Raw genomic sequence first — 11,881 nt, forward strand, 5'->3', positions numbered from 1 at the left:
GTGTCATCCGTCCTGGTTGATTCTCCGTTGGGTGTCAGCGTCCCAGATGTCGTTGAACACGGCGATTCCCGTGTGGTAGCCCGCAGTGGCCGCCGCGGTGACGTTCCCCGCGGGCGGGTGGTCGTCCACGCGGGCCACGTCACCGGCCGCGTAGACGCCGGTGACCGTCGTCCGCCCCTGGGCATCGACCTTGACACGGCCGTCGCTGGTCAGCTCGCAGCCCAAGGAGACCGCCAGTTCCGCGCGCGGCCTGGGCACCGGCTGTACGAACGTCACATCGACCGGGTGGCTGCCTGCCGCGGTGTGCACCAGTTGCGTCCCCCGTGCGGCGGTCACGGAGACGATCCGGCCGGAGCGAGTCGCGATCTCGAGCGCGCGGAGCGCCTTGGCGGTGTGCGGAGCGATCGGCTCGTCGGAGTCGGTGAACAGCGTGACCTCGCAGCCCAGCCATGCGAGCCGCATCGCCACACCCACCGGCAGTCGGCCATCGCTCGCGAGTACTGCGACAGATCGCCCCCGGACCTCCCATCCATGGCAGTAGACGCAGTGCAGGACGCCTGTTCCCCACTGACCGGCCAACCCGTCGATGGCGGGCAAGAGATCTTCGACTCCGGTGGCGACGAGGAGCCGGCGGGCGCTGAATTCGGCGTCGGCGGACCGTGCGACAAATCGGTCCAGCGTGCCGTCGGCCCCAGTGATCTCCGCAGACCTGATGGAGACTGTCGGATAACGAGTCAGCTGATCGAGTGCGGACGAATAGAAGCTCCCAGGAGAGGCCCCGTCGTGGCCGAGATAGCCATGCATGCTTTCGGACACCTCGTTTCTCCGGTTTCCTGCGGAGACGACCATGACGTCGATGTTCATTCGTGCAAGTGAAAGTGTCGCCGCGAGCGCCGCGCTCCCAGAGCCAATCACCACTACGTCAGCCACTTCAACTCCTCGTCTTCTCCGACTTTCGCTGCCCTCATAATCACCCGCCACACCCGTCCGAGTAAAGAGATAATTGCCCTTGACTTGTTCCGCAGGAGCTGAATACGATCTCTTCGTCTCCATACAGGAGACAATCCCGCCTGCTGCTCATTTCCCTGTGCGGCGAAGTAAGGCACGGGCGGGATTCCAGCCGGAGAAGAAAGAAGGAGAGCTCATGACCACCGCAGAGATCGAACAGCTCGACATCGAGGAAGAGCTGGCATTTCTGAGTGGCCTTGCCATCTCGGACATCAGTGACCAGGGAATGGTCCACTGCTCCACCGGCGCCTGCGTATAAGGCTCTGAAGGCTGATTCCCCGCATATTGGTGCGGGGAATCAGCCGTGGCGGAGGAATCATGACGGTGCTTTCCCCCTTCATGGACGACCCTTGGTACTCAGAGGATGTTCTGTGGGGATCCGATGAAATATACCGAAGCGTCGCCGCGTCGGTCATCGGGGAATTCCCTCGATATCGGCAAGGGGTGTTTCTGGGGTCGTCCCACATGGCATTCAATTGCTTGACCACCCCCGAGTCAACTGATCTTTGCATAGCTTCTGACGAGGACTCTGCACCACAGGTTCTGCGTCACACACTTCGCTGGGCACATGCACACGGTGTTCCGTTCGTGTTCGCCAACTCCCCCGATGCGCTCCGTTGGGTCAACTCCCGGGCTGCCACAGCGGCTTGTGCCGGCCGCTTCATCGCGCTCCGTCCCGACGGCTCCAGCAGGTCGGACCTCGGCGCTCTCCGCGAGTCCCTCACATCCTTCCGGGGTCCTCTGCCACCGGGATCGGTCCCGCTCGCCCGTGGATCGATCATCCATCGCCATTCTTCCGATTCTGCGCCACCGCCGGTGGAGGCAGCGGCAGAAGAGCTCGGTGTGAGGATCTCCGAAAGACTCGCCGAGAGTACGGCCGGCGCGGTGTTCTCCGGAGTCGACCTGCGCACGGGCGAGCATGTGGTCGTCAAATTTTCCCGGCGCGGTATTCGCACAAGCGCTGCGGAATCGGCGGATGCTGAGACTCTGCGTCGCCACGATCACGCACTGCGCTCCGAAATCGACGGGGCCTTCGACTGCCCACGCGCTCTCGCACTCCAGGAGTTGCCCGAGGGTGTCGTGACGGTCGAGAACAAAATCGAGGGTGTTCCGCTGGCGGTTCTCATCGAGCGCAGAAATCTGCTCTACCATGGGTACGGATCTGGGCCCTCGAATCCAGTCGCTTACGCCCGTCTGGTGTGCCGGACCATGGTGTCCTTGCTCGAAGTGCTGACGAGGATGCACGAGAGCGGCATAGTGCACGGCGACATCACACCGGCGAACATCCTGCTGAAGACCGAGGGCAACGGTCCCGTGAGACCGGTTCTGATCGATTTCGAGTTGGCAGTCGGAAAGGCCGGGGAACGTCCGGCGCACGGCCGTACCCCTGGATATGCGCCGAAATGGACTCCGCGTGATCGACAGGCGATGGTCGCTTCCGATCTCTTCGCATTCGGAAGGGTGGTTCTGGCCAGCTTCGCCATGGTCCAGAATCTCGGCGAGATCGATGTCGAGGCCATGGTCAGGGTTTTCCGCGGCGTAGCGGATCTGTTCGAGATTCCGGAACGGGCGGTCGACGCGATCGCGGAACTGCTGCGGACGGACGAACCCGGCGAGGAGGACCGCGCGACCTGGTTCGCCACGTTGCGCGCGCTGCTCGACCACCTCTCGGGTGAGCGGCAGAACCGGTCTGCCCGTCGGCCGGACGTCGTGATGCCGTCCCACGAGGCCGTCGCAGCCCAGATCATCCGCAGCGCCGACGGCTCGTCACCGGACCGCCTGTTCCCCGGACCTCTGGCGTACGCGGGACCGGGTGCCTCGCTGGGACACGGATCGGCAGGCGTTCTGTGGGTGCTCGCCCAGTGCGGAGCTGAGATCCCCCCGGAGTGGATCCGCTGGACCATCAGGCACGCGGGCACGTTCGGTGTGCGGAAACAGGGTCTGCGCGACGGCGCGGCCGGGCTGGTCTGGTCCATGTCGGAGCTGGCGGACTCCCACCAGTGGGAGACCCTGCTGTCGCTCACGGAGCCGTTGTCCGCCGCCGGCCGTATGCCTGCCTCCACGGCCGCGGAACTCGCGGCGCTGCACCTCAAGCTGGCGGCCGACGGCTTCACCGAGGCTGCCGCGCCGGACCTCGTCCGGCGTACGTGCGACGGACTCCGCGCCGAAGTCCCCGGCGTGAGTACCGCCTCCGCCCTGCTGCTCGCCCACCACAGGTTCGCCGACGCGTCCTATCTCGACGCTGGGCTGCACCATGCCCGGACGATGCTTCAGGGGTGGCTCGGGCCGGACCGGGACCGGCCGGCGGCCGCTTCCCTCCTGACCGGTGGTGCGGGTGCGCTGGCCGTGGGCGTCCGCTACGCGGCGCTCGTCTCCGACGAGCGGATGCTCCAGCAGTGCCTCGAGATCGGTGCGGCTGCCGCCGCGGCACACCCGCTGCTGGTCGGCATCGACAACGGGCTTTCCGGGCTCGGCCTCGCGCTGTTGGACTGCCGCGACGTCTCCGGGGACACGAGCTACGACCCACTGGTGGCCGAGGTTGCCCGAAAGCTCGCCGAAATGACGGTGCCCACCGTGGACGGCCCCGCGTTCCCCGGCCCGACGTTGACGCGCTTGAGCAACGACTACGCCACCGGCGCCGCTGGTGTTCTCGCATTCTTCCACCGGCTGGCGCTCGGCACGGCGTCCCTCACTCACCCGATTCTGGCCGCAGTGGATTCTGTGGCCGCCGACCCGTCTCCGGTCGCATGAACACTCATCGGCTCCTCCAAGGCTTCACGCTCGCGGACCCCCGGTTCTTCGACGACATCGGCCGCCACCCTCCGCTCGGTGACCTCGAACGGCAGGTGGGCGCCCTTGGGCCGGTGGGGCAGACGGTGTCGAAGCGCGGACCTTGGGTCTCCTGCCGGCCTGTCGATGTGCCGGTACCCCCGCATGGGTGGAAGATTCATGTCTCGGTCATGGCCGAGCAGGCTGTGCCCGTACTGGACATCCTGCTGGCGGAGTTCGTGCGTGACGCGTTCCACTTCAAAGTCCTGCGGGACACTTCTCTCGTCCTCGCGGCAGCGTCCCCTTGGTGGCCGCCCGGCCAGGTCGGCAAGATCGCCGTCATCTACCCGACCGGCGCCGACCACTGCCTCGAACTCCTTGAGCGCCTCCACCATCTCCTCGACGGGTTCGCCGGTCCGCGGGTTCTCACCGATCGCCGTTATCGGGACTCCAAGTGTCTGTTCTACCGCTACGGCGAGTTCTCCGGGCAGCACCGGACCCGCCCCGACGGCACGTCCGCCGTCGTACTGCACGGCCCAGACGGTCAGGAATGGGCGGACGAGCGACTTCCCGTGTACCGCAGACCGCCGTGGGTGCGGGAACTCCTCCCCGCGCCGCGGAAGGGGCCGGTCTCACGGCAGATACACGGCTATGTGGTCACTGCGGCGGTGCGGCACAGCGGCTGTGGCGGAGTCTATGCCGCCCGTCATGCGGACCGCCCGGCCACCGTCCTGCTCAAGGAGTCGCGGCCGCGCACCGCATTCGATGGAGACGGAGTCGATGGTCCGGCGCGGCTGCGCCGTGAGTTCGACACCTTGACCAGGCTGCGCGACTCGGGCGTCGGACCTGAGCCGTTCGACTTGTTCGAGCACCACGAGCATCTGTTTCTGGCCCGGGAGAACATCGAAGCGGTGTCCCTGGCTGACTTCGCCGCGGAAAGATCCCCGTTGACGCGAAGCAGCCCACGCGACGAAGACCTCTCGCTCTATCGACATCAGATCCGAACCATCTCGGCCAACCTGCGGGCGAGCGTTGCCGCAGTGCACAGGGAAGGTGTCTTCCACGGGAATCTGTCGTCGTCCGACGTGCTCGTCGACCCGAAGTCCCTCGCGGTTCGCCTGGTGGGCTTCGGATCCAGCAGACCATTTCACGAATGGACCGGCACGTGTCCCGCCGAGCCCGGGTTCCGCCCGCCGCCACAGTCGACGGCATGGGACGATCCGCGGCGTTTCGACATGTTCGGTGTCGCATCAGCCGAGCTGGCCCTGATCACTCCGCACGGCGCACTGCGCGATGTGGACCCCCACGCCGTGGTCCGCTCGGCCCGGCGCGCCGCGGCTCTGCTGCGGTACCCGCTCGGTGACCTCCTGGCCGGGCTGGAGCTGCCCGAGGACAGCCCCGAGCCGCAGAACCTCGGGCTCGTGGTCGAACAAGCGGTTCAGTTCATCGAGAGCACGCTGACGCCGGATCGTTCCGACCGGCCGTTCCCTTCCTCGCCTGAGATGTACGCGCGCAGTCCGTGGCCGGTGGCTCACGGAGCCGCCGGTGTCGCTCGTGGACTGCATACGATCACAGGGCGTGTGCACCCATCGCTACGGCAATGGATGGACGCCCACGCGGCGGGGCTCGACAGGCTGCCTCCTGGGCTCTACCCGGGACTCGCCGGAGTGGGGTGGACGCTGCTGGACATCGGGGAAAGCGATCAGGGTCTCGACCTGATCAGCCGGGCCAACCTCGCTGCTCCCGGAGACCTTCCGGCGAAGGTGTCGGACGGTGCGGCCGGTCTGGGGCTGGCAAGTCTCGCCGCGTGGCACCGAACCGGGCAGGCCGAGTTCCTGGAGGCGGCAGCACGCCTCGGCACCACCCTGGTCGGCAGGGCATCCGACAGCGGTCTCGGTCTCTGGTGGCCCGAGGCAGGCACACGGACCCGGTCGTTCGGGTACGCGCACGGATCCTCGGGGGTGGCCGCATTCCTGCTCTACCTCCACTTCGCCACGGGTGACCGGCACTTCATGCTTGCCGCCCGCAGGGCCCTGGACCACGACATCGGCCGGGTGAGGCTGAACCGCTCCGAGCGGCGCGAACCGTACTGGGAGCGTGGATCCGCCGGCTTCGGCGGCGTGGTCGCCAGGTTCTGCCGTGTCACCGAAGACCCGGGGCTGCGCGATGTCCTCGCTGACGTCACTGCCGGTGCAGTACGCAAAATGACGCCCGAGACAGGGCTTTTCGGGGGGATGGCCGGGCTTGTCAATTTCGCACTGGACTGTCGAGATCTGCTGAATGACCCACAATACGGGGAGCTGGCCGCGGATCTGGCCCGATCCCTCACCGTACTCGCCTGCCGACAGCCCGAGGGGATCGCCTTCCCTGGGCGCGGGCTCCTCCGTCACAGCAATGACTTCGCCCATGGAAGTACCGGTGTCACGCTTGTGCTGGACCGGCTGCACCGTGGCGGACGCGACTTCAACTACACACTCGACGAACTGCTGCCGGTGGCCGGGTGACACTCCGTCAGGTGCACGCCGCCTCGCGTCCGGTGTGCGTCTGATCACCCCTCAGGCCCTTCTCCGCACCGAGTTCCCCGAGAGCGAGAGGTCCGGCGACGGGATGCGCGTCGTCACCACGGACCAGCCCCGGCACGCCGGTACGTCCGCGAGCGTCGAGTACGCCCGCACGGACGGCCACCCCTTGCGCGCACACGTCCTGACCCCTCCCGGAGGCGACTCCTCAGCAACCGCACCACGGCGCCCACGCGCCTCACGAAGACCGACCAGCACGTCACGACGAGCCGCCGAACATCCGCCGCCTCATGGACTGCTACGGGGCCCACCGGCATCTCCCGGACGGACGAGGAGCCCCCCCGTCATGGACCACATCGGGCCCGGCAGAGCCGAGGGCGTGCTGATCGGCGTCCTCGGCGCACCGGAGCATCCCGAACGGGTGGCACCGGCCATGGCGATGAACCACGGGCGGCCGACCCCCGGACTCAGGCCCCTGCCCATCGTGCACGGCAGCCGAGGACCGGCTCGTCTCCATCGGCCAGTGTGTGCTGCTGCACGACGCGCTCGCAGGACCCGCGCCGGCACCGGGCGTCCGACCGGGCCGGGCGACGTGCCCGCGGCCGGACCGGTCCCGCGGCCCGAACCGGCCCGCGTGTCCTGGGTCGGTCCATCGGCCCGGTGTCGCAGGACCGGCGGCTGGGCAGCCCGGTCCGCCGGAGGACGCCTCGAAAAGACGCGCTCAGGAGTGGAGTTGTCTGCGCGAGGACACGGAGAGCTTGCGCATGGCGTTGGCCACGTGGTGTTCCACGGTTGGCTATGTCGGTGTTTTCGGGCTCTGGCCCACTTGTTGTGGCCGCGTACGCTGAGTGACTGTTGATCTTCTCGTGATGGTGGCTGAGATCGCCTGAAAATCGCCCGGCCCATGGGCAGTGTGGCCGACAGTGCTACGTCGTGAACGCAGTACGGCCGCAACTCGACGAGTTGCTGTTCTCCTCGGTGGAGCACGTGATGGTGGAGTCGGTCGAGGTGACCGACACGGTCGTCCGGGTCGAGGCCCGGAGCACGGTCCGGCAGGCGGCCTGCCCGAGGTGCGGGCGCCGGTCGGAGCGAATACACGGTTCCTATCAGCGGTTTCCCCGTGATCTGCCAGCGGCGGGCAAGTTCGTTGTGGTGGCGTTGAGAGTCCGGCGGTTCGTCTGCGCGGAGGGGTCCTGTCCACGCAGGACCTTCGTCGAGCAGGTGCCTGGCCTCACCCGTCGCTTCGGCCGACGAACGGAACGGCTGCGATCGACGCTCATCTCGGTCGGTCTCTCGCTCGCGGGCCGGGCCGGGGCTCGGATGGCGGACGTGTATGGAACTCCGGTCAGTCGGAACACCCTGTTGAGACTGGTCGTTTCTCTCCCCGAGCCACCCGTCGTCACGCCCCGCGTGGTCGGCGTCGACGAATACGCCCAGCGCAAGGGCCGGATCTACGGGACCGTGCTCGGCCGCACTCGCTGTTCGCCCAGCTCCGTCGCGAGGGCACCCCACTGCTTTGTTTCTGCCGGGTCCTCGAGGTACCCGGAGCGCACGAGGATGGAACAGGCGTCAGCGAACACCCACCGTCCGGCCGGGCCCAGGCGTTTGCGTATCCGGTTCAGGCGCTGCTGCGCGCGCACGACTTCCGCGAGCTCGCCAAGATCGATGTAAGGGTGCCTGGTGCTGCGGGAGTTGTCCGTCCAGCGCCGGTGGCGCAGGCACACCTGCCAGGGGTCGGGAAGGATCAGCCAGGCGGGCGAGCGGGTACCGCGGCGCGCCGCACACAGGGAGCAGGCCTGCACGATGTAGCCGGCCCGCGCGTCCCAGGGCCATTCCCAGTCGTCCTTGGCGTTCTTGGGCATGAGGAATTCGTCGCGCAGCCCGATCAGACGCTCCTGCATCTCGGCCACGGTGTAACCGGCCAGGGTGGCCAGCCGCTCGCGCGCGTAGCGGCTGACGTACATCTCGGTGTACTGGGGATCGACCGGCACGGGGCCGGTGCCCATGCTCCGCAGTACCTCTTGCGCAGGGCGGTTGTTGCGGGCAGCCAGCCGCGTCACGTACGAGCCGGTGGACTCGCCCTGCAGAAACCGCAGCCGCAGGTGCATCCGGCGCCGCCCGAGCCATTCGTCTCGCTGCTCCGCCACGGCGGCGCTCCTTCCGGGGTGTCTGGCTGCGGCTTCATCTAACTCCCGCTGCCCCTCGGCAGGCAGCCCGGGCTGACGAAACAGTCCCATCTGGCGCACACCCGGTCCCGGAGGCGACCTCTTACGCACGCGCGAAGAAAAGAAAGAGCAGCTTCGGTCAGTGTCGGCCGGACCCTGTGGCAAAGCTGCCAGGCTTTCCACTGCAAACAGGCTGGTGAAGGTGCCCCGCGGGCACGCAGTTTCACTAGGAGGGAGTCAGTGCGTCACATGCCGGGCCGTGTTGAGCTGCGTCCCCACCAACGAGAAGCCGTCGCCGCAGGAGTTGACGCCCTGAGCGGGACGCGGCACGCGGCCGCGACCATCATCGCCGCTTGCGGCACCGGCAAGACCCTCATCGGCAAGCGCGTCGCGGAGCACTTCGCTGAGCGCGGCCCCGTCCTCGTCCTCGTCCCGACCCTGGAACTCCTGACCCAGACGGCGGCTCGCTGGCTGGCCGACGGCGGCTTCGACCAGCTCATCGGCGTCTGCTCACTGCCGGGTGTCCACGACCGCAGCCTGCGCGGCCATCTGCTGCTCACCGGAAGTGCCCGGGTGCTGGCCCGCCGTGTCGCCGGGGGAGGACGCATCGCGGTCTTCGCCACCTACGCCTCCCTGCCCACCATCGCTGAGGCCCACCGCGGCGAACAGCTGCCGCCCTGGGTCTTCGCCCTGGCTGACGAAGCCCATCGCACCAGCGGCGACTGGGACAAACGCTGGGCACTCATTCACGACGACCGCGCCATCCCGGCCGCGCACCGCCTCTACATGACCGCCACGCCCCGCAACTGGCGCACCACGCAAAACCCGAAGGCGCGCACCCGCATCGAACGACTCGCCTCGATGGACGACCCCACCATCTACGGCCCCGTCGTCTACAACCTGGACCTGGCCCAGGCGATCGAACGCGGCATCCTCGCCGACTACCAGCTCATCGTGCCGGAAGTCCACGACAGCATGCTGCGCGGCATTCTCCACGACCCCCTGCCCACCCCGCATCAGGACGGGCTGCGTCTGGCCGCGATGCAGGCAGCCCTGCTGATGTCCATGGCCGAACACGACGCACGCCGAGTGCTGTCCTTCCACGGCCGGATCGCTGCCGCCCGCGGCTTCGCCGCCTCTCTGCCCGAGACCGCCGACGTGCTCGCCGACCGCACCGGCATCCGCAACCCCTGGGCACAGGCCCTGCACTGCCACCAGGCGCCCTGGCGACGCCAGCAGATCTTCCACGAGTTCGAGCACTTCTCCACCCACACCCAAGGGAGCACCGCCGGCAGTCACGACTGCGCCGTGCTCGCCAGCGTCCGCGTGCTGAGCGAAGGTGTCGACGCCCCCGACACCGACGGCATCCTGATAGCCGATCCGCGCCGCAGCCCCAACCACATCGCCCAGAGCATCGGCCGGGCTCTGCGCAAACCCCCGGGCCAGGCCAAGTGCGCATCCATCTTCATCCCCGTCTACATCGCACCCGGCCAGTCCACCCGACAGGCCATGGAATCCTCCTCGTTCTCGGACTTCTGGCGCTTCTTCAACGGCCTCGCCGTCTACGACACCAGCCCCTCGCACCGCGCCCGCACCGTGCCGGCGAGGTCACCCGCACCCTGAAGCTGCGCACCCACAAGGCCCCCAACAACGCCTTCTGGAAAGACGGCCTGCAGGCCGCCCAGGCCTTCCGCACCCGCCACGGTCACCTGAATGTCCCCAGCGAACACGTCACCAGCAACGGCCTGGCTCTGGGCCAGTGGATCGGCCAGCAACGCTCCCTGTACGCCGCGGACGCGCTGCCGGCCGACCGCATCGCCGCGCTCACCAGCATGGGACTGTCCTGGCCGCATCCTCCCGAGAGCTTCGAACACCACCTGTCCCAGATCACCGCCTGCGCCGCCCGCCACGGCACCCTCGCCCTGGGCAAAAACGCCCACGGCGGCGACCGCCGCCTGGCCGCCTGGCTGGAGACCATGCGCTGCCGTGCCGACACCGGCCAGCTCGCCCCCGCCCGCATCGCCGCCCTCAACGCCGTCGACCCCTTCTGGAACCCACCCTGGAGTTTGCGCTGGCAGTACACCTACGCGCAGATCAGACGCCGCCTGACCACCAGCACCTGGCGGTGCACCTACCACCGCCACGACAGCCGTGACTCCGCCTGGGACAGCTGGCTGGACCGGCAGATCACCCACTCCCACCTCCTCGATCCCCAGCAGAAGCACCTCCTGGCCGCACTGGCCCGCGCCTGCCCCGACGCCCACCCCCACAGCATGCTGCTGACCCGACCCACCGGCCTGCGCGAGCGGGCCTTCAACCGCGGCCTGCGCGCCGCCCGCCAGTACCACCAGCGCCACGGGCACCTCGACATGCCCAAGGACCACACCGAAGAGATCCTCGGCGACCAGGTCCACCTCGGCGCCTGGCTGATCCGGCGGCGCAGGGACAGCGCCCAGATGACACCCCGCCAGCAAGCCGGCCTCAAGGCTCTCGGCTTCGAGACGATGCCCGTCTTCCTGCCGCCCGCGCAGCCGCTTCGGGACACGGCCGCCTGAACCAGCGATGACACTCCGCCGGACGGGCGAACGTCAGCCCCTACCCATGCCGGCCGAGAAGTAGAAGACGCGCGAGCCGCGCTTGGACCGCCCGACCCGCCCCTGCGCGACCAGCGCTTCCAGCGCGTGACGCATCGCAGGCTCCTTGATCCTCCGGCCCGGGTGCGCCCGGGCCAGTGCGGTGGCGACGTCGTGCGACGAGCAGGGCTCGCCCCGCCTTTTCAGCTCATCGGCCACCAGATCCCGAAGCGTCGGTGCCTTCTTCCCTGCCTCCGGTGCCCCGTCACCCCGGCCACAATCCCTAGCGGCACCGTCGCCGGTGTGCGGCACTCCGTCGGACACAAGCGGAGCGGCAGGACTGCTGCCGGTCGTGGCTGCACCGTCCGGCCCCGGCTCCGGGCAGGCGGCGGGGGAGTGACCCGACAGGGCCTCCCGCATGCTCAGTAGCAGCGTGTGATTGCCCTCCAGGGTGTGCAGCTGATCCTGCAACGCGGTGATCTCCGCACGGACACGCTCGCGATCCTTCTCGACGAGCTCCAGGTCGGCATCGACCTTGGCCGCGTAGTCCGTTCTGAGAGTGAGAAGTTCCGAGACCGCTTCCACTATGACGTCCAGCCTCCCGCAGAAGTGCGCACTCCGGGGGACGCTAGCGGCCGCACGGCAATGCCCGGCCACTGAGAACGAAGGGGACCGCTCTTTGCCCGACCATGCGCGCAACGTGGTCAGTTGTCGTCACTGTTCGGCCGGTTCCATATACCGACCGGGTCAGGCGGCGCCGAGTTCGGGGGTGTGTAGCTGCTGCGTGGTTCCGAACACCTCGTCGAATGCGAGGGAGCATCTCGTGGGCACCAGGTGGTAGGGGGAG

General features: G+C 68.2%; 9 protein-coding genes and 2 pseudogenes. 7 read left to right on the forward strand and 4 right to left on the reverse strand.

Translation table 11 applies throughout. The annotated features are described in order from the left end of the window. Positions 1 to 3: 3 nt before the first annotated feature. Positions 4 to 1,053, reverse strand: a complete 1,050-nt coding sequence (locus tag AB0912_RS31430) for an NAD(P)/FAD-dependent oxidoreductase (protein WP_366705878.1) — start codon at positions 1,051 to 1,053, stop codon at positions 4 to 6. A 91-nt stretch (positions 1,054 to 1,144) separates the two neighbouring features. Here AB0912_RS31430 and AB0912_RS31435 point away from each other — a divergent pair, with 91 nt between their 5' ends. From AB0912_RS31435 to lanKC, 3 genes are all read left to right on the forward strand, one after another. Continuing rightward, positions 1,145 to 1,267 carry a hypothetical protein gene (locus tag AB0912_RS31435; RefSeq protein ID WP_366705880.1) on the forward strand — a complete coding sequence of 41 codons (123 nt, stop codon included), beginning with the start codon at positions 1,145 to 1,147 and terminating at the stop codon, positions 1,265 to 1,267. A gap of 584 nt (positions 1,268 to 1,851) precedes the next feature. Then, on the forward strand, positions 1,852 to 3,759 hold the full coding sequence (locus AB0912_RS31440; protein ID WP_366705882.1) for a lipopolysaccharide kinase InaA family protein: 1,908 nt from the start codon (positions 1,852 to 1,854) through the stop codon (positions 3,757 to 3,759). Beyond that, positions 3,756 to 6,281 (forward strand): class III lanthionine synthetase LanKC, encoded by a 2,526-nt coding sequence (gene lanKC, locus AB0912_RS31445; protein ID WP_366705884.1) that lies wholly within the window; start codon positions 3,756 to 3,758, stop codon positions 6,279 to 6,281. The genes AB0912_RS31440 and lanKC overlap by 4 nt, the downstream gene beginning before the upstream one ends. A gap of 736 nt (positions 6,282 to 7,017) precedes the next feature. Here the strand turns inward: lanKC and AB0912_RS31450 are convergent. Then, the gene (locus tag AB0912_RS31450; protein ID WP_366705892.1) at positions 7,018 to 7,086 is read right to left on the reverse strand and encodes a hypothetical protein; all 69 of its coding nucleotides are present in this window, start codon (positions 7,084 to 7,086) and stop codon (positions 7,018 to 7,020) included. A 200-nt stretch (positions 7,087 to 7,286) separates the two neighbouring features. Here AB0912_RS31450 and AB0912_RS31455 point away from each other — a divergent pair. Next, a pseudogene (locus tag AB0912_RS31455) lies at positions 7,287 to 7,472 on the forward strand (transposase family protein); the annotation flags it as partial. A gap of 275 nt (positions 7,473 to 7,747) precedes the next feature. Here AB0912_RS31455 and AB0912_RS31460 read toward each other — a convergent pair. Next, positions 7,748 to 8,443, reverse strand: a complete 696-nt coding sequence (locus AB0912_RS31460; RefSeq protein ID WP_366705886.1) for a TniQ family protein — start codon at positions 8,441 to 8,443, stop codon at positions 7,748 to 7,750. A 267-nt stretch (positions 8,444 to 8,710) separates the two neighbouring features. Here AB0912_RS31460 and AB0912_RS31465 point away from each other — a divergent pair, with 267 nt between their 5' ends. The 3 genes and pseudogenes from AB0912_RS31465 (at position 8,711) to AB0912_RS31475 (ending at position 11,016) form a co-directional block, all read left to right on the forward strand. Continuing rightward, the gene (locus AB0912_RS31465) at positions 8,711 to 10,084 is read left to right on the forward strand and encodes a DEAD/DEAH box helicase family protein (protein ID WP_366705888.1); all 1,374 of its coding nucleotides are present in this window, start codon (positions 8,711 to 8,713) and stop codon (positions 10,082 to 10,084) included. 86 nt (positions 10,085 to 10,170) lie between these two features. Next, a pseudogene (locus tag AB0912_RS31470) lies at positions 10,171 to 10,239 on the forward strand (hypothetical protein); the annotation flags it as partial. A 54-nt stretch (positions 10,240 to 10,293) separates the two neighbouring features. Then, on the forward strand, positions 10,294 to 11,016 hold the full coding sequence (locus AB0912_RS31475; RefSeq protein ID WP_366705894.1) for a helicase associated domain-containing protein: 723 nt from the start codon (positions 10,294 to 10,296) through the stop codon (positions 11,014 to 11,016). 33 nt (positions 11,017 to 11,049) lie between these two features. Here AB0912_RS31475 and AB0912_RS31480 read toward each other — a convergent pair whose 3' ends face one another. Beyond that, positions 11,050 to 11,619, reverse strand: coding sequence for a hypothetical protein (locus AB0912_RS31480; RefSeq protein WP_070201817.1), 570 nt, complete (start codon positions 11,617 to 11,619; stop codon positions 11,050 to 11,052). Positions 11,620 to 11,881: the final 262 nt, after the last annotated feature.

It is taken from the genome of Streptomyces sp. NPDC007084 (assembly GCF_040703595.1).
GTDB lineage: Bacteria > Actinomycetota > Actinomycetes > Streptomycetales > Streptomycetaceae > Streptomyces.